Consider the following 22852-nt stretch of genomic DNA (forward strand, 5'->3'; position numbering starts at 1 on the left):
GGATGCTGCCTTTCAATTTCGACCGCCTCGACAGTGGGAGTATTTTCCTCAGCAATGTGGCGGGCTTCCACTCTTGTTTGGACCAATCAGAATTTGATGAATTTATCGAGTCCTCGGCAACCTCCAATAGGACCTTAAATGATCTACTTCAAAGCAAACTCTTTGTCTCTGACAACGACAACCTAGACGCAACTCAAGCTGCACTAAGTTCGGCACTAGCCAAGAAGCTATTAGGGGAACTCGAATTTCGTCCGATATTCATGATTGTGCCGACGCTACGCTGCGATCACGCCTGTAATTACTGTCAAGTCAGCCGGGCCAATGCAAAAGCTTCTGGCTATGACTTGGATCCGAACGCTATTTCAATCATTGTCAGCACCATCAAACGACTATCGCCCCCTCCCTACAAAATTGAAATTCAAGGAGGTGAGCCACTACTCCGAATGGATTTGATCAAAGCAATCTATGATCAGGCGGAGAGTCAGCTACAGCCAGGTAATTTTGAGTTGGTAATCACCACCAGTCTCTCGTTAATGGACGAAAGCATTCTCTCGTGGGCCAGGAATCGGGCGGTGTACTTCTCCACTTCTCTTGATGGGCAGCAAGAAGTACACAATGCCAACCGGATACTTCCATCTCAAGACTCCTATGAACGGTTGAAACACTCTGTCAAAAGAATTCTTGAAGAATTAGGGGCAAATCGAATTGCCACCGTCACGACAGTAACCAGAAGCCTCCTTGAGGCTCCCGAATCTATCATCGAAGCCCATCTGGAACTTGGCATCAACGAGATGTTCGTAAGGCCGATCAGCCCCTATGGTTTTGCCAATACAAAGCCGTCAACGGAGTACAGTATTGCAGAGTACATGACATTCTATGAGAAGCTATTCAATACCATAATCAAGCACAATCAAGAAGGCATCCCACTAGTGGAAAGCTCCGCTGCTATTCACCTTAAAAGAGTACTGATTCCCGGATACTCACAATATGCAGACCTGAAGTCGCCTAGTGGGTTATTACTTAACTGTGTTCTCTTTAACTACGATTCAAAGGTGTATGGAAGCGACGAAACCAGGATGTTGCAACGGGTCATCGGCGACATCGATTTTTCTTGCGGGGAAGTGAATTCTCTTTCCCTAGTTAAAAATGACCTCTACCAAAAACTGATTAGTTCATCATTCAACCTGGTTCATCCAGGATGCGAAACCTGCGCCTACCAACCCTATTGTGGATCAGACCCTTGTCAGCATATTAGCCTTATGGGAGAGCCTGTTGGAGATAAGTCCCTCTCTGTTTTTTGTCACTATCACAAGAACATGTTTCGCTTTTTGTTAGACCGTTATTACAGCCATCCCCCTACAAGGAATATCTTGAAGGATTGGTGTCATGGTTGAAACCATCCGGAAAGACGTCTTTCAGCTCCCCCCGGAAAATCCAATTGCTGCAGGACACTATTTACTACGCACTACCGTCCCTGATTCCTCCAATCACTATTTGAACCAGATTCTAATTAAAGACGACGTTTACTCTCCTAAGCCTAATTCTCAATGCATTACAGGTGTGGTAAGAAGCTCTGGTCTGCTTGGCAACATCAGCGATGGAGACATCGGTGTTGTTAACGCTAACGGAACCTTACGGGTCATTCTCTCTCGCAATGCAAACCACAATACGGTTCTTGTAACTGAGCGATGCAATAACCGTTGTTTATTTTGCTCCCAGCCGCCTAAAGAAAGAGACGATGACCACTTGTTAGTTCAGGCAGGACTGGCAATAGCGGCATTTCAATCAGATGACATTATCGGCATCAGTGGTGGTGAGCCATTGCTATATCGGGAGAAATTTCTCCGATTCCTGGATTTCGTGATCCTTCATGCTCCATCAACGTCTTTGCATATACTAAGCAATGGCCGCGCTTTCTCTGATACTGGCTTCGCTTCTGAAATCGCTAAGCGCTGCCAAGATACGTCGATTACTTTTGGGATCCCGCTCTATTCCATTCTAGGAAGCAATCACGATAGGTTAGTCGGCGCTCATGGAGCATATAGAGATACCATAAACGGGTTAATTAACGCAGGGAATTTGGGCATTCCAATTGAGTTACGGATCATACCAACCCAACAAAACTACAAGGACATCTCAACAATCGTCGAGTTCAGCTCTCGCTGCCTATCCAACATCGTACAAGTTTCCATCATGAACCTGGAACCTACCGGGTGGGCTAAAAATAGTTGGCATAACCTCTACCTCTCCCCATCATCTTATTTGGATGATCTACGGAATGGGATTGAAGCTGCCATTGAGGCTTCTCTCCCCGTATGCTTATTTAACTTCCCCTTATGCCATATTCCCGAAGATTTATGGCCCTATGCTGTCCAGTCTATCTCCGATTGGAAGAACTACTATCCGAATGAATGCTCTCAATGTCAGCTAAAATCCAAATGCCCTGGATATTTCACATCATCGAGAGGAAAGTTTCATCATCCCCCCAGGAGAATCGAACAATGCGTAAATGGAACTTAGCAGCCTTATTGCCAGGTTTTCTGTCATTAAATAGTTCGGCCTTGGACACGGCTCTCCCACAGAATAGCCATTCCGATTCGGCCAAGTTCCCCAACGATACAATAATTGCTCCGTTGAATTTGAAAACGCCGGATTATATAGCCGCACATCGCAGTCATTCCTCCCATAGAAGTCACTCTTCTCATCGCTCATCTTCCGGGGGGAGCAGTTACTACACTCCCAAACCCTCCTATACACCGCCTCCTACCAAGCAGTCAGATCCACTTGGCCAGCCAAGCAAACCACAATACTCCACGCCAAGCGAGAAGCAGAAAGCCAAACAGGATAGAGCCCTTCTAATAAGGCGTGTCCAATTAGCTCTACAATTACTCGGCTACTATCAGGGGGCTGTTGACGGCATCATGGGGCCACAAACCAGGCAAGCCATTTTTAGCTATCGTATAGACAAGGGACTTTCAGCTTCCGATTTAATAGATCAGGAGCTGCTAAACTCCCTTGGGATAGCAGCACAATGACCAAGCACCTATTCCAGTGGTCTGTATCAGCTTTTTGCATCGCTTGGCTAGGAAAATACCTCATAGCTCCAGGTTTGGCGTTGGCAATTTATTATGATGACTATATAGAACTCTCATCAGCCTGTGCTAACGCGATGGACGAAACGTGGTTTGCAGAGCAGGAGCAAAACGAATCTCTCAACCACACAGCTCAAGTACACTTACTCATTTGTCACGATTATGACAAGACTCGGAAGTTGATGCTAACTGCCGGTCTGTCAGAAGACCTTCTTTCCTATTTGGGCCTCAAAGCACTCGAACTTGATCAAAAGGGGACTGAAGCGTTAGTTCAACAGCATCGGTTCACTGAAAGATGAAAAATCATCTACTCTGCCTCGGCGCCGTCCTTCTTTCCATGCAAGCAGACGCTCTTTCACTTGATGCCAAGCTCCAACGAGTGATCGATACCTTCCAGCTAAAGGCTGTGAGTTGCAGGGTAAATGAACAACTCATCGATCCACAATTAATCCCCATTGGCGAAATTATCTTCAACTCTCCTGTCTTAAGTGGCGATAAGGATACTTCCTGCTCAACCTGCCACATTGATCGATTAGCGCTAACAGATGGATTGCCGGTGTCAGTCGGTGTTGGTGGACAAGGAGAATCAGTAGATCGCGTATACAGCGATGGAATTGTTGTCCCGAGGAATTCCTTTACCCTCTTCGGGCGAGCACATAAAGACTATAAGATCTTCTTCTGGAATGGGGTAATCCAGGAAACGAATGGCCGTATCATTTCTCCTGTTGGGGAAGGTTACCAACTTGGGTATAAGTCTCCACTAGCTGTTGCTGCTACGATGCCCATTTTGGCAAGAGATGAGTTTTTGGGAAGATTAAAGCCATTTGATGAAAACCTAAACCTACGCCAAATCAATAAAGCCTATTATTCAGATAAGCTGACTGCTGCCAACAATGTCATTCAACAAATTATTGAGTCTGATATCTCCAACGAAGCCGATAAGTTGCGGACGGCCATGCAAAAGGCAGGGCTTTCGTCTCTTGATCTTCCAACCATTGGAAACGCACTTGCGGCTTTCATTGCCAAGAAGGTCAGCCTCTGTGAGCAGTCTCAGTGGGAAAAGTACATTGAGGGTGAACAGGAAGCAATCACCGAAGAGCAGAAAGAAGGCGCTCTAGTTTTCTACGGTAAGGGTCGATGTGCAGCCTGCCACAATGGCCCTTTCTTCTCCGACTTCCAGTTCCATTCTATTGGAGTACCCCAAGGAGAATATGGGCCGTATATTCACCATCAAGATATCGGTAGAGCTGACGTAACCTTCAAGGCGATAGACCGCTTTAAGTTTAGAACCCCGCCGCTCATCAAAGTGGCTGAAACAGGACCATACGGGCACAACGGAGAATATAAATCGCTTGAGGACATTGTACTCTTCCATGCCAATCCGATTCCCTATTTTGTGAAACGTGGCTGGACCTCAGATGAAGAACTACTTGGCTATGGAAAAATGTTGAGTGCCCGATCTCCATTGTTGGGCTACATAGAGATTTCTGGTGATAATGAACTGCGTGCTCTCATCGCCTTTCTAGAAACTCTATAGTAAAGAGATCTTAAAAAAATCATGTTGGCTACCACTTTCCGACTAACCATAGACCCAAGCAAAATGAAGCTGGTTAGCTCTCCCTGTCTATCTATAAAAGACTATTAAGCCACCCAGCGGTTCCTCGTGACAATGTATATCCCTCCAATGGCCGCCAGCCCGGCTAATACTTTCAACATCGACGATTGGCTGCTCTTCGCTACACCTGTGACGACTTCCTTAACAAAATGCTCACAGTTGTAATCTAGTAGATCATATCTCACAGACCCTATTGCTTTTCTTGCTCTGGCCACAATAGTGTGGACTGGCTCATGCGTCATGGCGGGGAACACTTTATAAGGACGATTTCCAACTACCGTATCCCATGGTTCCTCCCTAACGGTACCATTTCTGCGAGTATTCGAAATCAACATAGGCTTGCCCGAATGCTGTCGATCTGACACTAAAGCCCAATGCTGATATAACCCCATGTAGACTATCACTATACCAACCATTACAATTCCCCCAATTAGTCAAATTACATAATTTGCTTATTTAGCAAATTCAACAAAACCACAAACATTGCATTTAATCAACATGAAGCCTGGATTAATTTTTGATCAAGTCGTAGGTGCTGTACTGACTCACTACAGGAAAAAAGCGGGTTTGAATCAGTATCAAGCTGTAGAAGGTACAAATATAGGGGTTTCGAGCCTTTCCCGCCTTGAGAAGGGCGATTACTCTCTTACAATGGAGCAGCTATTCGAACTTTCTGAACGTTATGGGGAGTCCATGTCTTCCATCACCCAATGTATTGAACAAACGTACAAAAATGCTCTAGCTCAGGGAATAACAGTTGAGAAAAAAAAGAAGTCGAATACGGGACTACTTTTACTGGGAGCTGCAGCTATTGCCGCACTAATTATCAATAGCTAATTAGACTGCTCCAAACTCCGTGCTTGAAAGTATCATTGCTGGCAACGCAACATGCGATATTGGGGAGAATTGAGTGCAGTTTTTCATGCTTTCAAGGGCTGAAACCCTCAATAATAAGACCCAGAAAGTCAGGATAGTTCACGCATCCAACAAGGAAGCTCGACTAAAAAACTCTTCTTATATGTGCAGATATCGGAACACTTCCAAGAATCGGGCCCGCTGATCCAGAACCTCGATGTACTTCTTCTCCAGATCATTTGGCAGCAGCCCTAATGCAGTACGTGGAAGTTTTGCCGCCAGTTTCAATATCCTTTGGATCTGGCCTCTTGCCGCTCCAGACGGAATACCTACTTTTTCCGCAAGTTGAACGAAATCCCCTCCATAATAGAGTCCTTTTCCCGCTCTTGAGTAGATGTCAGGTTCCCCGTTGCTCAGCAGCTTAAGAGCCATAATTTCGCAATTATTTCCATATAACGCAGTATTGATGAAGTCATATGCAGGAGTCAGCTTGACAGGGCTTCCCACCTCCACAGAGATGTTCTTGAGATGGAAGTCACCATTTCCCAGAATGTACGCACACAGGATTCGATTAAACACAGGGATGGTGGCGGCTAAGCCGGATACCTTCTTAACTGTGTTCAGCACATCTTCGTAACTGGCACAGTCGTACTTTCTGGCGGAATCGCTATTAGAGATCCCCATTACTTGCAGCATATCTTCCTGGTGAATAGGCGTTTCTATCCTGTCATAGCGAAGCGTGATATAGCATAACTCGCCATCTTTAAACGGGACCAGGCCTGACTTCGCTACATCCTGACCAAGCATTCTGAGCAGGGTCATTGTTAGATGCTCATTCTCGGAGGTGTAGGGATACTGCTCCGGACTGGGCTTGATAATATGCGTCCCTTTGGAGTCGACAATCGTCAGATCACCTCGAACAACTTTACACAGCCCTTTCTTCTGAATCCCACCGATGGAATACCGGGGAAATTTCTTCGATACTTCGGTGAATAGCTCGCCTCGATTGAAAGAGATCCTGGGGTCCACTCTGTCGGTCTGAAACAATTGCTTTAAACACTTCGAATGATAATACGGGGCCCGGGAAGTTCCAGGCTTTAAACAGATATTACAAATATTCATTTTCGTCCGGTTCCACAGCCACGAGCCCGGGCAAATCGGCACCGGTGCGTATCAAAAACTTAAACTCATCTTTTTGATCAATCTTCATGGTTCGCGATTGGACTTCCCTCAACCAGCCCTCCGTTAGAAGACCGGAGAAGTATCCATGGAGTCCGTTCGACAGATACGGCTCTTCCTGTAACGGGAGACTCAAGCTAATCGGGCTACCGTCAATTAGGTATTCTGGAACGTACTGAAAACTGAACCGTCCGTCCGGAAGCTTTTTAAGGATCCCCGAGAGCCTTCCAGCAAAAAACACTTTCGCTTTCATCTGATAACTAACATCACGTCAAAACCCAGGAGATCGCCCAGTGCTTGCACGGTTTTGATCTTGGGGCTAACGCCTTTACTTAACTCAATATTCTGCAACGTGGTTAAGCTGATATCTGCCACCTCCGCGGCCGTTTCCATGCTCATCTTATTCGCTTCCCGTCGGCTTCGGACCAGCTTGCCCATTTCCTTCAGGGAGATGGCGTCACCTGGCTTGGTCTGTTCCAGGGAATCAGCCAACTTCAGTAAACTCTGTGATATCTCCCGCAATCTAGGGGCCGTCATCGTTCGTTGCGAAACCGCATCAATTACTTTTTTACCCACAAAACCACCATAAAGATAATTTCAACCAATATATCAATTATATCAAACAAAAAAATTGTTTAATCAATCACACGCCATCTATTTTCCAAATATCAATTGTTTTATTGGCTGTTTATGCAAACCAGTGATAGGCGCCGCTGCCAGCGAGCGCGACGCAACACATAGAATGTTTGGTCATAGGAGGCTTTGTCGCTAAGTGGTTCTTCTAATAATTCAGGTTGTTTTTTAGGGTAGGGAAATGTGCTCTTACGAAACAGTTCATGCTTTCAATCGAACTTATCCGATGGGTGTTCAATAAACAGCATTCCGAAAATGAATTTTTTAAAAACTGATTAATGTCGATACGGGATAAACGCTGAGAGTCCTCTACCTTGAATGCAGGAATTTTCCTGGCGGCTACAATCGATAAGCAGTAGCTTACCCACCTTGAGGTAAGCCGCCACTTCATCGAGTGTGAACATCCCGCCGGTGTTGCCTTTAACATGTTTACCCCGTTAATGCTGCTAGTTCCATAGATATTGGTAATATTGGCAAGGGTACGGCAAGATTGAACATATTATATGAGCATAGGATTTGAGAGGCGCACATGGATCAGCCAGCCCAGCCCAACTCTAGTGGCTCCTACACGGCTAACCTCCTCGGCAACATACGGAGTCACCTAGCCGGACTGCAGGGCTACGATGTGATGGCGTTGGAACTCATCCAGAATGCGGATGATGCGAAAGCCGAAGAAGTCGTATTCGATATCACAGATAGTGGCTTATTAGTGCGTAACAGCGGCCATTTTACCTACTGTGGTGACTTGGACAACCCATGTGGGTTACTTTCCGATGGCAACTATAAGTGTGATTACCACCGAATCACAGATGTAGGCAGCGGCGGGAAGCTGTCACGCGGAGAGAACATTGGTCGCTTTGGTATCGGCTTCGTATCCACCTATCAGGTGACTGATCATCCCGAGATCCGCTCTTCAGGCATAAAATTAGTGCTTCACCCTGAGCGGGGACAATGGTTTATCGAGGCCTTCGATGAACCTGAAGGCACGTCTTTCTTTCTACCCTGGGCGAGTAATCCCAGCACTGAGGCGCGGCTTGCACTTGGCATTTCCCATATAAGCCCTACCCATATCAAACAGCTTGTCACCGATTTCCAGGCAGTTCTGCGCAATAGCCTACTGTTCCTTCGCCATGTTCGAAAAGCAGAGCTACGGCAAAATGGCCAACTCATAATGGCCTGCGATCTAGACAGAAGTGAAAGTTCGGACCTCATTGTCAGTTTCAAGCCTAGTGGCGATGTCGAGCACTGGCATATCCTTCACGCCGATGCAGCGAATGCAGCCCAGCGCCTTTACACTACACACCCTCGGCTGGAAGCATTTCATCGAAGCACCAAGATAAGCATTGGTTTGCGAATTGAACCTGAACCGCTAGCTGAGGGGCTCCTCTATGCGTTCTTACCTACGGAGCAATCCATTGGGCTTCCCCTACATATCAACGCCGACTTCTTCCCTGAGTCTGATCGCAAAGCTGTAATCTTTGCTGGCCATCAGCACGAGCAAGCATGGAATGAGATGCTCATTGATACTGCAGCGGCTGAACTGGCCCGAGACTCCGAAGGACTATTGCAAATGCTTGGTTCCGTCCAGCTTTGGCAGATTCTCAGTCAAGCCTACAATATCGCCAATAGGTCGACAGAACGTCCACCTTGCTTCAAACGTTTTTGGGAGCACCTGATAACCACCGCGCCCAGTGCACATATCGCTGAGGCTCGGGATGGCAGCCTCCAACAACCCAGCGGCGTATTTCTTCCTCGTATCACTTTGAATGAACAGCAGGCAACGGCACTGCTGGAAGTAGGTGGTAAGCTCGTTACCGAAGAATTGCGTCCATTTCAAACGGCGATGAACCAATTGGGCGCGCCGATTCTGACCCTTGAACGCCTGGTTGCGCTACTGGAATCAGCAATGGCGAAACTGGTGGCAGGATCAACGGAAATCGACCAGGAAAGATTGGAGCCATTCTATCGCTCTCTCTGGAGCATTATTAACGAACTTCTTCCAGAAACAGAAACAACTAATCCAACGATAAAGCGGCTTTTAGCTTTACCTTGTGCCGTCACAGAAGATTTGATCGCAGTATCTATCAGCCAATCCTACACTGTGCCTGTCGGGTTAGATGCTTCGCGCATTACAGTATTGCTGCCAAGGCTTGCGATTGCCTCTAGCGTTCTAACAAGGTATCCAAAAATCATCCGGTTGATGAAGAAACTCAATCTCACCGCGGTGATTTCTCACATCGACGATATGTACAAAACCAGTGATATCGCAGATATCATTAGTGTTGATCCAAATGACCTGCGCGACCTTTATTCTCTATTTGCCGAACTGAACCAACGCGACACAATCAAGAACGAGGTTTATCAACAACTCAGGAATCTGCCCATATGGCAAACAAGCCAAGGGCTCCTTAAAGCCACACAAGTGCTTCTTCCTGGTGACTTTACAGACCCCACAGGCCAAGCCAACTTGCTGGACATCTCTGTCCTTACAGACTCAGCTAGAAATTTTCTAACGATAGAACTGGGTGTGGAAACTCAGACAATCGAAACATTTGTACGGACTGTACTGCCAAACCTGTTTGATGACTGCGGACCGCTAGACCCGTCCAAATACAGCCGGCTTATCAATGAACTCGCTGATCACCCGCCACTACTAGACAACAACGATATCCTACGGTTGCTCGCATCACTACCTATCGTTCCCACTCAAGATGGTGGTTGGTCGCTTCCGAGAAATACTTATCGCCGAACAGACGATCTAGTAAAGGTATTGGGAGACGCCCGCCACCTCTGGCTAGCCCACAGCCGTATTCCTGAAACGAGGTCTGTACACACATTCATCGACAATCTCGGCATACGACGAACTCCGAGTGCTAGGCACCTAGTAGATCGAATGCTTTTCATTGCTGAAAAATATAGACCTACAGAAGATACCAGACGCGCAAGTAGTGAGGCGTTTTACGTCTTGTGCGACAACTACGAAAATTGGAAAGAGAATGCGACCTTTGTGGAAGCTCTCCATGGTCTACAACAAACTGCCTGCTTCCCCGCAGATGGGAACTCGGAAGAATGGTACCAATCTGATTCCTTACACGCTCCCTACCGCGCTGAAGCTTTCCGTTCACAAGCCAACATACTTGATTTCAAAAATACTGCACGCCTAAAGTCAGAGCTTCTAGAAAAATTGGGGATTACCATCAACCCTCCAACCCACCTAGTTATCAACCATCTGCAGCACTGTATCCAAACAGGGGTTCAGCCACATGTTTCAACTTACCAGGTACTAAATGAACGTGCGCTAAAAGACGATCCAGAGATTGCTACCCTTAAGGATACTCGATGCATATATGTTGAAAGCCAAAAGACATTCGTTCGCCCTAATCAATTGTACTGGGTCCCCCAACAACTCGGGCGCTATGCTTACATTATTCCGGACACCTACGAATTATTCACTCCATTATTTGAAGCAATCGGGGTAAAAAATTCGCCGGAAGGTAGGGATTTTGTCGACATAATACTCGATATTGTTGGCGAGTATTTCGAGAAATCCAAACCCATGACAGACCAGGACCAGGCTGTCTACGACGTTTGCTTGGTCGGTATGTCCACCGCTTTTGAGCAGGAGGAGTTGACGCCTTCTGATATACAACGTTTGCAAGAAGCCCCAACCATCTTGAACTTGCACGGGCGCCCTGTCTATATGGATGAGGTACTACTTCAGGATAGCGAGTGGCATACTGGCTTTTTCGGCGGAGAGCTCGACCAGGCCTTGTGCAAACCAGAACCGGAGCTGTGGCCATTTCTTGAAAAGATTGGCGTCAGACGGTTATGTGAAAGTGCACAGGTTATACTTGAGTTTGTAGACGGACCGGAAGTGGATGAATCAGAATTTGTCATAAAACTGACTGATCGGGTAGACATCCTCACCCGATTGCTGAACGATAAACCGACAACCGTCCGGAGAAAGATGCGGAAGGCTCTCTCGGATTTGAGGGCCGTTAGCCACGATTTAGTCCGCATTCAAGCCTCTGTTAATGTTGGAGGGGAGCAGGTAACCGCTCCACCAGCCTCAGCGCAAGCGTTCTTCGACCCAGAGAAAGGGCTATTAATCCTTGCGCGTCCGGTTTGCGATCGGAGTTGGGCTCATATTCTCAATGCATTATTTCATCAACTGATGCCCGAGGAGTCAGGCAGTGAAATATCCAAGTTGACACTTAGTGTTCGCCCTTTGATAGGTATGTCCGTAAAGGACGCGCACCTTGAGCTAAGCGATGCTGGTATACCGAAGCTTAACGAGGAAGTTAACAGCTTTAAGGATTTGACGTCTCCCGATCTCGGTGCGATTGGAAGCATTACTGAATCTTTTAGTCCTAATGAAAGTGAAACTGCGACCAAGGCAGTAGAGAGCACTAAGGAACTGGAAGCCCAACCTGACGGCAATGAGCAGAGATTACCCTCCTACGACTCTGAGCCTCAAAGCGCAATAAGGCCGTTAGTGCGACCCAATGGTCGAGAATCCACAGGACTCCCAAACCGGATAGTCGACAAACGAATCAGTCCAACATCCCGAAATGGTGGCAGTATTCGGACAGGACAAAGCGAGCTACACAAGACGAAGTTAAGGCCTAAGCACAAGGAACAATGGGACCGACGGCTGCTTTCCTACGTTCGACAAAAACAAGAGGATTTATCTGACACTGAGGGGCCGTTGGAGCATAACTTGGCTGCGGAAGCCTTAGCTCGTGAAGCAGTATGCGCCTACGAACAAGAACATGGCCGCGTACCAGAACAAATGGCTCAAACACATCCTGGTTACGACATCATCAGCCGCAATCCGGTAACCGGCGAAGATCGGCTCATAGAAGTTAAAGGAGTAAACGGTGAGTGGGGGCACACCGGCGTCGGTCTATCACGTCTCCAATTCAGCAATGCTCAAGACTACGGTGACCGCTACTGGTTGTATGTGGTTGAGTTTGTTTCTGACCCGGAACTTATACGTATCCACCCCATCCATAGTCCGGCAACCCAAGTTACGGCTTTCATGTTTGACGGCAACTGGCGGGATGCAGTAACGGAGGAAATAGCAGATCCTGCCGCACAATTTTTTCCCGGGGTCCGGATAGAGCATAAGGATATGGGTATCGGAAAAATAATAGATGTAGTCACTCGGGGTAGCACAAAACTATTAACTATCCTGTTTGACGGAAAGCCACAACCAACCCCTCACGTGACATTGAACTTGTACCGCATGCGTATTTTGGATGATTCCGATGGCAACAATAATTCCTGACCTGTCTGAAGCACAACTCAAAGACCTAGCATCGCAAGCGGAGGCAAAGGTATACCGGGCTCTGAGAGATAAACTACCTAAGGAATATGTTGTATTTTTTCAGGTTGGCTGGATCTTGCGCCGAGAGGAAGAACAAGCAAAGGATGGCGAAACAGATTTCTTGGTATGTCATCCTAATCAAGGTTATCTCTGTATTGAGGTGAAAGGCGGTGGAGTGGGCTTTGATGCGAACTCTAATGAATGGTTCTCAATAGACCGACACCAAATAAAACATCCCATTAAAAACCCAATCAACCAGGCGTTGAGGGCAAAATACTCCATTCGCTCAAAGCTGAACGAATACCCACAGTGGCACAACCTTAACCTGGGCAATGTACTTCGTGGTCATACTGTCTTCTTTCCTGACCTTGGTAACCCCAACGCATTAGGCCGCCCAGACATGCCTACAACATTAATTGGCTCAGCCAGAACTCTTCATGACCCCAAGTCATGGATTGATAAAGCCTTCGCATACTGGGGCAATGATGCTGGAAATTTCTCGCCGATAGATCGTCGTGGCATTGACGTAATGCGTGAAGTCTTCGCGAGGTCCTTTGTCGTAGCTCCAATTATCGCCTCACAGCTTGTCGATCAAGAGGCTCAAAGACTGATGCTCACACAGGATCAAGTGCGTATCCTGGATTTTCTGCGTTCACATCGTAGGGTCGCTGTAAGCGGAGGAGCTGGTACCGGCAAGACTGTACTTGCTCTTGAGAAGGCTCGCCGCCTTGCTTCAGAAGGCTTCAAGACTCTCCTGACATGTTATAACAGACAATTAGCGGATCACCTCTCTAGCTCTTGTGCTGGTACGAGCAACCTCGAAGTAATGAGCTTTCACCAGCTTTGCTACAGGCAAGTCAAAAAGGCCAATCAGATGTCTGGCCGTGATCTCATCGCAGAAGCTAAAGTGACGTACCCAGGGAAGGACCTCTACGACGTACAGCTCCCCAATGCTTTTGCTTATTCCCTTGAGATTATTCCTAGCCGATATGATGCAATTGTGTGTGACGAAGGCCAAGACTTCCGTGAGGAGTATTGGGTCCCACTCGAACTTTCAATGTCGGACTATGAACGGGCGCCGTTATATGTCTTCTACGACGACAACCAAAATATTTATGCGCGTGCTGGAACCTTTCCTATCCGTGAGGAACCATTCACGCTGACAGCCAACTGCAGGAACACCGCACCGATTCATGAGGCTGTGTACAAACACTATAAGGGCGTCCCCGTTAGCCCGCCCAATATTGACGGCGACGATGTTCTGTTCGAGATGTCATCAGGGCGCGATGCCCAGGCCGTAAAAATCAGTAGCCGCATAGTAGATCTTGTCACTCGCCAGGGGGTTCCTGCAGGAGATATCACAGTCCTTGTGGGGGATGCGCTACGTAAAGCCGATTATTACGCAGCGTTGACGCGACAGACCTTACCCAAACCGGCAATTTGGTTGGAGGAAGGTATTCGCTCCGATAATACTGTCCTGATTGACACGATTAAACGGTTTAAGGGACTTGAGTCTCCCATCGTCATCTTGTGGGGTCTCGATACGATTGATTTAACTCGTAGTATAGAACTCCTCTATGTGGGAATGAGTAGGGCAAAGTCTCTATTAGTGATAGTAGGGACCAAGGCAACATGTACCTCATTTAAAGGGGAGCTATAAGTTGCCATGCACAAAAAATATATGAATTGAATATTTCCCACTCTATTTTATTATCAACTGGCATACATCCTTTGAAACGGATGGCATACCTCCAGTATTGCTCAACTATGCAGCCATCAAAGATGGGTAATGTACCGGGTCAAAACTATTTCATCTAACTGACACTTGTCATCCTCGGACATGTATATTATTTTTCTGCTCAAAAGGTGTACATTATTTCGTAACGGTAGAGTTTAGGTACTTGATTTTATCCTGAACTATTTGCCAAAGATTAAGATGTTGTTAGGCGAATTCAGGGATGTGAATATGCCAAAAAGCAGGTCACCTTCAGATAAGACCATCAAACGTTGGATCAAAATGGGGTTCGGACAAGGGAGCGGTCCGAAATACAAACCATTTTTCTTTGTCAGAGATGTTCCTTCTAGAGGCCGCTCTGCAATTGTCGAAGGGCTCAAGCTAAAACGCAAGCATCATTACTTATCTGATATCGAGTACGCCTATCATGTACTAGCAGAGTTCTCAGACTCAGTCATAGAGATCCGCGAGCAATATGCCCTTCTCCCCGTAGAAGAGACAGTGCAAATAGCTGGAGAGCTGGGCATATCCCATCCGATCTATTCAGCCACTGGCGCACATCGGGTTCAGACGTCAGATCTTGTCTTGACAGTGAAAACAGGCACCTCCCATTCATTACATGTACTTTGTTGTAAGCCTGCTTCAGACATCGAGAAAACAAACCCTAAGGCCGCTCGCACATTAGAAAAAATTTTGATCGAAAAAACGTTCTGGGAGCGCAGAAGCGTCCCATGGACCCTAGCCACAGACACCATGATTCCCTATAACAAGTTCAGAAATCTCGACTTATTTCGAGCCTCGATGGTTGCCCGAGAACTTGACAGCCTGAACTGCAAAATTCCCGAATTTCTATCCGCTGTTCGGAAATATTGGTCTAAACAACTCACGCTGAATCAACTCCTCACAATCACATCAGACAAACTTGGGATTAATAACGGTGACTGCTTCCACCTACTTGGTCAAGCGATTTGGACCAAGCTGTTAGTCTTCAATCTCGATAGCATGCTTATCACTCATGAGAACTACCTTCCAGAACTGCTGAGAATTAATGATACATGCTTGAGCTAAATGACATACTAGCCCCAGCTCCAGACCGCCTTGCCTGCATTGAAGGCATTGTCCGCGTCGTTGCGGTTTCTGATGACAGCACTACTGCTGCCCTTATAAGGCTAGACAATCAGCCAATCAGAGCGCCATTTAACCGCCTACTTCAAACAATTGATCCAGACATCGAATCGAACGGAATCGTTAGACTGGAGACTTTCAGAACCAACCTTGCAGCAAGCAAAGAGGCTCTCTCTAAGTCCAACCTGGCAAAATACGAGCGAGCACTATCAATTATGGAGAACGTGATAGGCAACTCCAGCTTGATATTTGATGCATCGTATCGAGGACGCGAGTTCGCGCGGATCGCAAAACAGTATAATGTTCATGTGCGCACAGTTCGGCGTCATTTCTATGATTATCTTTGGGGGGGGATGACAGACTTGGCGCTTGCTGGCCCACAAAAAACTTCTGAATCCCCTCATAGACAACAGAAACCTGGTTCAAAAAAGCGAGGCCGCAAGTCCAAACTCTTTGAAGAAAGCGGACAGCTTCCGCTACCAATTGTCCGTCAAAATCTCGAAAAAGGAATTCGACTCTATTACTTGAGCGGAAAGCATACCGAACTTGAGTCCTACGTCCTGACTTTGCAAAAATATTATTCAAAAGGGAAGCAAATCACCAGACAGCCAGGAAGTAGGATAGTTGTTGAGGACATTCTTTTACCTCCAAAACTGTGTCCCACTTTCCGTCAGTTCCGCTATATTGCCTCACTCCTTAAGAAAACCGAAGGGGATAGAAAACTCAAACCCCGAATGTCCCATCCCTCTCGGAAAAAATCAACAATACGAGGAAAGGCGAGAGATGGTGTTTTAGGCCCCGGCTATCGATACGAAATCGACGCAACAATAATTCAGATTCGGATAGTTTCTCGACTTGACCCAACCAAGCTAACCAAAGAAGCGACTCTTTATAGCATTATAGATGTGTGGTCTGGCGCTATTGTCGGTTATGCCCTTTCCCTCCAACCAGCAAGTTGGTTTATGGCAGCAAAAGCATTGCGAAACTGCTTTACTCCAAAAACTGATGTTTTCAAACGCCTTGACCTCCCCTATAGCCAAGAGGTGTGGAAATCCAAACATCTTCCCAGTCGCCTTGCGGCAGATCGAGGTGAGCTCGTCAGTGATAAAGCTGGCATAATTCCTGAGTTAGGAATCAAGTTAGAAATCATGCCCCCTATGCGACCAGATCGAAAAGGATCTGTTGAAGGAAAATTCGAGAATATCAAGCACGGCGATAACTTCTATATGAAGCCTGGCAAGCATAATAAGAATGTTCCACGACGAGGCGATGACGGCAAGAAATCAGCGGCGCTTACATTAGAAGATCTAGAAGCAATTATCGTCGAGATCATTATCGACCTTAACAATGATCCAGCTCCGGTGGAACACCTACCTGCAGAAGCCATTAACGCAGGAATTTCAGCGATAACCTATGGTGGACTATTTGAGTGGGGTCTAAATCATAGAGCAGGATTTACACGAAAACTTGATTCCAAAGTCGTCAAAAGCGAACTAATGCTGAAAGATATGGCCTCAGTTACTCCACAGGGCCTTTACTTCAAGAAACACCACTATTTATCAAGCGATCTTCTTTCCTCTGGCCTTATTGAGAGAGCGTCCATTAATGGCAATTTCAAAATCGAAGTTCGCTATGATGATTTAATTAGCTTCAAGATTCATTATCTCGACCCAACGCGACAAGACTGGCTTGAGGCCTTCAACAGCAATCCAGACGTACAGCGCCTAAATGCGTCATTTTGGGAAATCGAAGAGCATCGAGAGAAAGCTGAGCGGCTTGCATTCAAAGCCAAGACGAACAATATCGTGAATAAGTCAGAAAAGGCCAAACGGATCAATCAGCGAAATCGTAACGCCATAGACCGTAGTAAAGCTGCAAAATTACCAAGCTCACGGTCGCAATCGAAACAGGCAATCCGACTTAACACCGACATAGAAATTGCCGCAGAAAGGAGCCGGCAACTGATGGAAGAGCAAAAAAGTGTTGCCGCAGCCATCGCTTCCATATCTGCAGACTACATTGATGGTGGGGAAATGTCAGAAAGGAACGAACAAACCTCCTCAACCAGTCATTCAAAAACAGCAGGCCAACGAGCTCTAGAACTATGGAAGAATGGGAATGCCGATTTGGATAAATGATCAGCCGACATACACTACATACCCCTTACCGGAGTTTTCTGGCAATCCACTTATAGAGACTCTCTCCCCACTTCCTACGGATAGAGACGATGCAATAATTCGTCTTTCTGATATGCCAGCATTTCTTCCAGAAGAGCGGAAACTTCCTGCTGCAATGCGAATGTTCTTGCCCGCTCGGTTATCAAGATTTCTCTTTCCGACAAACCAGCATGTTCGGTTTTTAAATCACCTTGCCATCCAGGTATTTGACGGCTACTCAACAAGAAATCCGATGACTGCTGCCGGACAGCAGCACCTACACCATGCAGCAACGCAACCATCATTCGTCCCAGTCATAGACCCTGGTACAGGTCGTCTCTCCACAATTTCTATGATCTGTGGAATTCCGGGCATAGGAAAATCGACCCTAATTCGAGGTTGTATGAGCATGCTAGGCAAACCAGTAATTCAGCATTCAAATTACAAGAACCAACCATTTCCAGAAACACAAATTTTGTATTTGATGAGAAATGTCCCCGATCAGTGCTCAGCAAAAGCATTCTGCAAGTCTTATGGCGACTATACTGATGCGCTATTGGGAAAGCCGCTATATGCCAAATTCTTTGCAGACAAATCGATGACGCGAACACATTACGTTGCTCAACTCCGCCGTATCGTCGTCACACATCATGTCGGAGCCCTCATACTAGACTGTGTAGAGAACCTATTACTAGGTACACCAAAAGAGGTTAGCGAGTTTATAGCCCTCCTGATTAATATCCGCGATGAATTGCGCGTACCGGTCATCCTGGTTGGAACACATAAGGCAGCTAACATCCTCAAATCTGATCTGAGTACAGCCCGGAGAATTGTCGAGGGAGGCTACCACGAACTCACTCGCCCAGCGTCTCCTCAAGACCCCGACTTCGCGGCATTTAGTGAGATCCTCTGGGGGTACCAATGGGTACAGCGCCCGATAGAGTACGACGATAAAATACGTGATGTTTTATATGACTACAGTCAAGGAGTCACCGGAATATTAATTGCGCTTTTCATTGCTTCGCAAATAGAAGCAATCGACACAGGTATTGAAACAGTCTCAATAGATCTGATTAAGCAAGTCTACAATGTACGCTTTAAACCGTTACATCGTATCATTAACGCCCTTCGGTCCAATAACAAAAAAATAATCCAGCAGTATGACGACCTTTATCCAAAAGCCTTCGAACAACTTAAGGCAGACGCTATCTTAAGCCGAATAGAGGAAATCAAAGCTCAACAGGCAGCAGAACAAGAGCGCTCATTGGGCATCCTATCCAAGCCTAAAACGCCCAAGAAGGATGCCGAAACTCTCCTAGACTCTATTTCAGAAGAGTCCAAATCCCTACCAGAAGTGCTACTTTAAGCGATAATGGAATTGCTGCATGCGTCTACCATTTTTTCCTGTCCCCGCAGAAGGGGAAACAGTATTTTCCGTTGTAGGCAGATGCGCTGAGCGATTAGGAATAGCCAACCACGAACTAATGTCGATTCTAATCGGCCAACGTTACGTCAAAACACTATTTTCTCCCCTCCCTGGCTATTTAGCCAAAATAGCCTTGGCAATGCCGAATGGACATCCTTGGCAGGACATTAGCCTACTAATAAAACATCATACAGCCCTACCTTATTTCACTTATTTTCATCCTAGCGATAAAAGACAATTAACTTTTAAGATGCTCTCTAAGGCGGAGAGCCCTAGGCCAATTATCGTTGGGATGGGACTCACAATGTACCGTACACCCCCATCTCCAAAAAGTCCTCGTTTCTGCCTTAAATGCATCAACGAACAAATTGTAAATTACGGTTTTGCTTATTTTCTAGTAGCACACCAACTTCCAGGCGTTTCAGTTTGCTGGAAACATGATCAAGTGCTCTGTGACGGCTGTAATAATTGCGGCCGATACCCTTTGCCAGGTAAAAAGCTCACAATGCCAGGGCAGTGCCTTTGTAATTCATTCCAGCCAACAGCAGTGTCTACGCATTATGTAACTGCAGGTGCAAAATGGCTTGCTCGAAATAGCGCCTATCTTCTTGACTCCAGGCCACCCGGAGACGCCCCGATCGATAAACTACGTAATGGAGTTATCTTATCTGGCTTTGGGAAAGGTTCTCTTGTGGAATATCCCCGGCTTGCCAGCGCCATTGAGGCTCAACTAGGTCTTAAAGTCCTCAGTTCTATCAACTATTCTGTATCGGAGAATGGTAAGCCCTCTGCCTGGTTACGACGCTATTTTTCTCATGCAAAAACAGGTCGGAAATTGTCCACCATCGCAGGACTGCTTATTTTGGCTGCTGCCTTCGAAAGCATTCAAGACTTCGAGAACAACATTACCATTACTCGAAATACTGCAGATAGTACATCAGTTCCTTCAGAAATAGCGCCACCAGAAAAATGGAAACTAAATCTGCAGAACACTCTAAACAATTATGGATTCCGAATTTCCTCATGTGCAGCAGCGCTTAATACGACTACCTGGAAAATTGCAGCCACAGCACGAGATCAGAACATTCACATCCCTCTTTCCTCACACGCCACCCAACGAATAGGAATAAAGCGCCTTGCTCAGATTATTCGGCAACTTGAAAACGGCATTCAGAAAAAGCAGATTATGAACGATCACAAAGTAAGCGAATGGAGTCTTCTACTGATTGAGTTATCCTACCCAAATCTCAGCATAGTTCGTAAGAAGAAAACTTCAGACATACTCCTTCAACGCCATAGAAAGGTGATCACAGATTTATTGGTCGAGATACCAGATGCAACCCGAAGTGATGTCCTAAAACGATTTCCTGGAATATACGATTACATGATTAAAAAGGATAAAGCGTGGTTTCAATCCATGATCGCCAAAACTAGAGGGCAACAGCCTGACAGGAGAGAGCCCCGGTTAGACTGGCAAGATATTGACTATAAACTGTCAAAAGCTATTACCGAATCGGCCAAATTATTGCTATCAAGTGATATCAAACTAAAACGAATTACCGTAACCACATTGTTGTCAGAGCATGGTGAACTCCAAAGATATACAACCCAACCAGCGCGATTCCCTATGACTACAGAAGTACTCAATGAATTTGTTGAGACTAAAGAACAGTACCTGTTGCGGAAAGTGAGCTGGGGGATAAAACAGCTAATAGCTGCGGATTTGGAAATCAGCATTAATAGCTTGAGACGCATGTGCGGCATTCCTGCACGCAAGCTGGATCCTTATATTGACGAAATCCGCTCATTAATCTACAGATTTGGTGGGCAAGTAGCGAAACGATCAAAGCTAGAGGAATAGAAGAACCATCCCCTTTCAGCCCCCTGAACCATAACCCTCTCAGTGGAACAATTTATCCAGCTTGAAACTTAGGGCTTGATTTTATCCATACTTCCATCTTTGACTGCTATCACTTGTATTTTAAATTCAGAGAGAAGATGTTTACCAACTTCCGGAGGTGAGACACTTTCATCGAAAGAAGCTCAACTAAGTCTTTAAAAGGTCCTGTGTTATTTCTACCACCAGATCTGACTCACTGTATACCTCCCCTAAACTTTTGGCTTACCCAATTGGCATATTTTGCCTCGTCAAGCAATTGAGTATGCTGGGCTTATAGATGAATGCGCACAGCTTGTCTATGTTTAAGCACCTATTATTAGATTGCGTGCTACATTATACCAGGTAAACATTGAGCCTACCTCTTGATTTAGCGAAAGCTCATTATGGACACAATCGATAATTGGAAGTATTCGCCCCCAAATTTTAACCATTGTGATAATTTTAGCTCTATGGAAAAGTTAGACTCTCTTAGTTTATATGGAAAATCTCTCGAGCTATCTGCTAAGTCTATTACAAGCTTAGCCATCATTTGTTATTTCTCAGGATGGCAGTACGTTAATGAGTATTTTTCCACTTTCAACATTAATCGGTCTAGCTTTTCATTTAATGACTATACAGTCTTCACATATTCCTTTTCCGTTGTTGCAAATTTATTTGAGGTCATTACAAGGTTCAAGTGGATATCACTAATTTGGATTATTCCATTTATACTTTTTCTATTAGGGCCTTATATAGCCAAGCGCATGAAGAATATTCTTCCAAGACTATTCATTTTAAAGGTTTGGTCGTGGATTTTTATAATTATTTCAGTTTACTTTTTCTCCAAACAAGCTGGCACGTTAGACGCGGAAAAGGTAATGAATAGGAATGCAAGACCAGTAGACATTATTTTTTCACATAGCTTTTACGACAATCTATCATTAAATAAGGGCGAGAATTTTTCATCGCAAATTATTGAAGATATCAAGAAAGCATCTAGAACTGGAGCATTAGCACTAATATGGCGAACTTCTGATGAAACTATAATATTAATGTTCGGAAGCAGTGGAAAATTCCATGGAAAGCCTATAGAAATACTTAGAATAAATAATAGCGAGATTATCACAGTTTTTTCCAAGCCCTGACAGGGAGGCAAATATGAATAGATTTATTGCTTTTATATGTTTTATATTAACTTCTACAGACTTGTTAGCTGACCCTAACTTAAAGTACAAATACATACAGGACAAGTATGGACATAATTTAGGAGTCGAATATTCAGCAGGCAAGTACGAAATTTCTGGTGAGCTTGCATTAGCAGAAAAAGATAAAAAGATATTATTTATTGAGTGTAAAAGAAAAATAGTTCTGGACAATGAATATTATATGCGTCGAACTGTTAGAAATTGCTCAAATAACATGGCCGAATGGCCACCAGAACTAGTAGAGTATGTAACAGTCTCATTAGGTACAAGTGTTACCTTAGGTGGACCTCCTAGTACTTGCGGTGTTTGCACAGAAATCCCATATGCTAAATTTGAATTGCCAAAAGGTGTTAATATTGACCCTTCTATTCATGTTCTTCCGATTACCCCAACACTAGAAATTCTTGAAGCTTTAGTGTTAGAGCAGACCAATAACCATGATACGAGTAGTGATAAAGATCCCGAAGATCCTTATCATCGTCCTTTTGATGACAAACCAGAATCTGGAGGACTCAACCCTGGTGGTCTCAACCCTGGTGGTCTCAACCCTGGTGGTCTCAACCCTGGTGGTCTCAACCCTGGTGGATTCAATCTTGGCGGAGGTCTTTAATAACAGCGCTATG

Annotated in this window: 19 protein-coding genes; 14 read left to right on the forward strand and 5 right to left on the reverse strand. The window is 45.6% G+C overall.

Annotated elements, in window-relative coordinates; translation table 11 throughout:
- Nucleotides 1-2 precede the first annotated feature (2 nt).
- From hxsB to BTA51_RS23795, 5 genes are read left to right on the forward strand one after another with little or no spacing between them, the layout of a single operon-like run.
- Complete coding sequence (gene hxsB / locus BTA51_RS23775; RefSeq protein ID WP_210404911.1) at nucleotides 3-1394, forward strand: His-Xaa-Ser system radical SAM maturase HxsB; 1392 nt, start codon at nucleotides 3-5, stop codon at nucleotides 1392-1394.
- A complete protein-coding gene (hxsC, locus tag BTA51_RS23780) occupies nucleotides 1387-2520 on the forward strand; it encodes a His-Xaa-Ser system radical SAM maturase HxsC (RefSeq protein ID WP_094711586.1) in 1134 nt (377 codons plus the stop codon). The genes hxsB and hxsC overlap by 8 nt, the downstream gene beginning before the upstream one ends.
- Nucleotides 2502-3035: a His-Xaa-Ser repeat protein HxsA gene (gene hxsA, locus BTA51_RS23785; protein WP_094711587.1), complete on the forward strand. Its 534-nt coding sequence runs from the start codon at nucleotides 2502-2504 to the stop codon at nucleotides 3033-3035. Before hxsC ends, hxsA begins: the two co-directional genes overlap by 19 nt.
- Nucleotides 3032-3391, forward strand: a complete 360-nt coding sequence (locus BTA51_RS23790) for a TIGR03982 family His-Xaa-Ser system protein (protein WP_094711588.1) — start codon at nucleotides 3032-3034, stop codon at nucleotides 3389-3391. The genes hxsA and BTA51_RS23790 overlap by 4 nt, the downstream gene beginning before the upstream one ends.
- Entirely contained in the window at nucleotides 3388-4629 is a 1242-nt protein-coding gene (locus BTA51_RS23795) for a His-Xaa-Ser system-associated MauG-like protein (RefSeq protein WP_094711589.1), read from the forward strand. The genes BTA51_RS23790 and BTA51_RS23795 overlap by 4 nt, the downstream gene beginning before the upstream one ends.
- Before the next feature lie 104 nt (nucleotides 4630-4733).
- On the opposite strand, the gene BTA51_RS30940 is transcribed toward BTA51_RS23795, so the two are convergent.
- Entirely contained in the window at nucleotides 4734-5123 is a 390-nt protein-coding gene (locus BTA51_RS30940; RefSeq protein ID WP_094711590.1) for a lecithin retinol acyltransferase family protein, read from the reverse strand.
- 82 nt (nucleotides 5124-5205) lie between these two features.
- Between BTA51_RS30940 and BTA51_RS23805 the strand changes: the two genes are divergently transcribed.
- Complete coding sequence (locus tag BTA51_RS23805) at nucleotides 5206-5544, forward strand: helix-turn-helix domain-containing protein (RefSeq protein ID WP_094711591.1); 339 nt, start codon at nucleotides 5206-5208, stop codon at nucleotides 5542-5544.
- Nucleotides 5545-5721: 177 nt separating this feature from the next.
- Here BTA51_RS23805 and BTA51_RS23810 read toward each other — a convergent pair whose 3' ends face one another.
- The 3 genes from BTA51_RS23810 to BTA51_RS23820 form a co-directional block, all read right to left on the reverse strand.
- The gene (locus BTA51_RS23810) at nucleotides 5722-6609 is read right to left on the reverse strand and encodes a HipA domain-containing protein (RefSeq protein ID WP_168188277.1); all 888 of its coding nucleotides are present in this window, start codon (nucleotides 6607-6609) and stop codon (nucleotides 5722-5724) included.
- Between the two features lie 61 nt (nucleotides 6610-6670).
- A complete protein-coding gene (locus BTA51_RS30945; protein ID WP_094711593.1) occupies nucleotides 6671-6994 on the reverse strand; it encodes a HipA N-terminal domain-containing protein in 324 nt (107 codons plus the stop codon).
- Entirely contained in the window at nucleotides 6991-7317 is a 327-nt protein-coding gene (locus BTA51_RS23820) for a helix-turn-helix domain-containing protein (RefSeq protein ID WP_094711594.1), read from the reverse strand. The genes BTA51_RS30945 and BTA51_RS23820 overlap by 4 nt, the downstream gene beginning before the upstream one ends.
- A gap of 586 nt (nucleotides 7318-7903) precedes the next feature.
- Here BTA51_RS23820 and BTA51_RS23825 point away from each other — a divergent pair.
- The 4 genes from BTA51_RS23825 (at nucleotide 7904) to BTA51_RS23840 (ending at nucleotide 17701) form a co-directional block, all read left to right on the forward strand.
- Entirely contained in the window at nucleotides 7904-12664 is a 4761-nt protein-coding gene (locus BTA51_RS23825) for a DUF3883 domain-containing protein (protein ID WP_210404912.1), read from the forward strand.
- Nucleotides 12645-14363: a DEAD/DEAH box helicase gene (locus tag BTA51_RS23830; RefSeq protein WP_094711595.1), complete on the forward strand. Its 1719-nt coding sequence runs from the start codon at nucleotides 12645-12647 to the stop codon at nucleotides 14361-14363. The genes BTA51_RS23825 and BTA51_RS23830 overlap by 20 nt, the downstream gene beginning before the upstream one ends.
- Nucleotides 14364-14639: 276 nt before the next feature.
- Nucleotides 14640-15506: a TnsA endonuclease N-terminal domain-containing protein gene (locus tag BTA51_RS23835; protein ID WP_094711596.1), complete on the forward strand. Its 867-nt coding sequence runs from the start codon at nucleotides 14640-14642 to the stop codon at nucleotides 15504-15506.
- Nucleotides 15494-17701, forward strand: coding sequence for a DDE-type integrase/transposase/recombinase (locus BTA51_RS23840; protein ID WP_094711597.1), 2208 nt, complete (start codon nucleotides 15494-15496; stop codon nucleotides 17699-17701). The genes BTA51_RS23835 and BTA51_RS23840 overlap by 13 nt, the downstream gene beginning before the upstream one ends.
- Before the next feature lie 74 nt (nucleotides 17702-17775).
- On the opposite strand, the gene BTA51_RS30690 is transcribed toward BTA51_RS23840, so the two are convergent.
- The gene (locus BTA51_RS30690; protein ID WP_246841155.1) at nucleotides 17776-18024 is read right to left on the reverse strand and encodes a hypothetical protein; all 249 of its coding nucleotides are present in this window, start codon (nucleotides 18022-18024) and stop codon (nucleotides 17776-17778) included.
- A 47-nt stretch (nucleotides 18025-18071) separates the two neighbouring features.
- Between BTA51_RS30690 and BTA51_RS23845 the strand changes: the two genes are divergently transcribed.
- From BTA51_RS23845 to BTA51_RS23860, 4 genes are all read left to right on the forward strand, one after another.
- Nucleotides 18072-19085, forward strand: coding sequence for a TniB family NTP-binding protein (locus BTA51_RS23845; protein ID WP_256385756.1), 1014 nt, complete (start codon nucleotides 18072-18074; stop codon nucleotides 19083-19085).
- Between the two features lie 19 nt (nucleotides 19086-19104).
- A complete protein-coding gene (locus BTA51_RS23850) occupies nucleotides 19105-21006 on the forward strand; it encodes a TnsD family Tn7-like transposition protein (protein ID WP_094711599.1) in 1902 nt (633 codons plus the stop codon).
- A gap of 896 nt (nucleotides 21007-21902) precedes the next feature.
- Nucleotides 21903-22169 carry a hypothetical protein gene (locus tag BTA51_RS30000; RefSeq protein ID WP_141215668.1) on the forward strand — a complete coding sequence of 89 codons (267 nt, stop codon included), beginning with the start codon at nucleotides 21903-21905 and terminating at the stop codon, nucleotides 22167-22169.
- 13 nt (nucleotides 22170-22182) lie between these two features.
- Nucleotides 22183-22839 (forward strand): hypothetical protein, encoded by a 657-nt coding sequence (locus tag BTA51_RS23860; protein WP_094711601.1) that lies wholly within the window; start codon nucleotides 22183-22185, stop codon nucleotides 22837-22839.
- Nucleotides 22840-22852 lie beyond the last annotated feature (13 nt).

The sequence above is a fragment of the Hahella sp. CCB-MM4 genome (assembly GCF_002260525.1).
Classification (GTDB): domain Bacteria; phylum Pseudomonadota; class Gammaproteobacteria; order Pseudomonadales; family Oleiphilaceae; genus Hahella.

What these genes read in the sequence shown, in the direction of transcription:
- BTA51_RS23825 (WP_210404912.1), top strand. Translation starts at nt 7,904, where the DNA reads ATGGATCAGCCAGCCCAGCCCAACTCTAGTGGCTCCTACACGGCTAAC.
- BTA51_RS23850 (WP_094711599.1), top strand. Translation starts at nt 19,105, where the DNA reads ATGCGTCTACCATTTTTTCCTGTCCCCGCAGAAGGGGAAACAGTATTT.
- BTA51_RS23795 (WP_094711589.1), top strand. Translation starts at nt 3,388, where the DNA reads ATGAAAAATCATCTACTCTGCCTCGGCGCCGTCCTTCTTTCCATGCAA.
- BTA51_RS23860 (WP_094711601.1), top strand. Translation starts at nt 22,183, where the DNA reads ATGAATAGATTTATTGCTTTTATATGTTTTATATTAACTTCTACAGAC.
- BTA51_RS23835 (WP_094711596.1), top strand. Translation starts at nt 14,640, where the DNA reads ATGTTGTTAGGCGAATTCAGGGATGTGAATATGCCAAAAAGCAGGTCA.
- hxsA (WP_094711587.1), top strand. Translation starts at nt 2,502, where the DNA reads ATGCGTAAATGGAACTTAGCAGCCTTATTGCCAGGTTTTCTGTCATTA.
- BTA51_RS30690 (WP_246841155.1), bottom strand. Translation starts at nt 18,024, where the DNA reads ATGATGGTTGCGTTGCTGCATGGTGTAGGTGCTGCTGTCCGGCAGCAG.
- hxsC (WP_094711586.1), top strand. Translation starts at nt 1,387, where the DNA reads ATGGTTGAAACCATCCGGAAAGACGTCTTTCAGCTCCCCCCGGAAAAT.
- BTA51_RS23840 (WP_094711597.1), top strand. Translation starts at nt 15,494, where the DNA reads ATGCTTGAGCTAAATGACATACTAGCCCCAGCTCCAGACCGCCTTGCC.
- hxsB (WP_210404911.1), top strand. Translation starts at nt 3, where the DNA reads ATGCTGCCTTTCAATTTCGACCGCCTCGACAGTGGGAGTATTTTCCTC.
- BTA51_RS23830 (WP_094711595.1), top strand. Translation starts at nt 12,645, where the DNA reads ATGGCAACAATAATTCCTGACCTGTCTGAAGCACAACTCAAAGACCTA.
- BTA51_RS23790 (WP_094711588.1), top strand. Translation starts at nt 3,032, where the DNA reads ATGACCAAGCACCTATTCCAGTGGTCTGTATCAGCTTTTTGCATCGCT.
- BTA51_RS30945 (WP_094711593.1), bottom strand. Translation starts at nt 6,994, where the DNA reads ATGAAAGCGAAAGTGTTTTTTGCTGGAAGGCTCTCGGGGATCCTTAAA.
- BTA51_RS30000 (WP_141215668.1), top strand. Translation starts at nt 21,903, where the DNA reads ATGAATAGGAATGCAAGACCAGTAGACATTATTTTTTCACATAGCTTT.
- BTA51_RS23805 (WP_094711591.1), top strand. Translation starts at nt 5,206, where the DNA reads ATGAAGCCTGGATTAATTTTTGATCAAGTCGTAGGTGCTGTACTGACT.
- BTA51_RS30940 (WP_094711590.1), bottom strand. Translation starts at nt 5,123, where the DNA reads ATGGTTGGTATAGTGATAGTCTACATGGGGTTATATCAGCATTGGGCT.
- BTA51_RS23845 (WP_256385756.1), top strand. Translation starts at nt 18,072, where the DNA reads ATGATCTGTGGAATTCCGGGCATAGGAAAATCGACCCTAATTCGAGGT.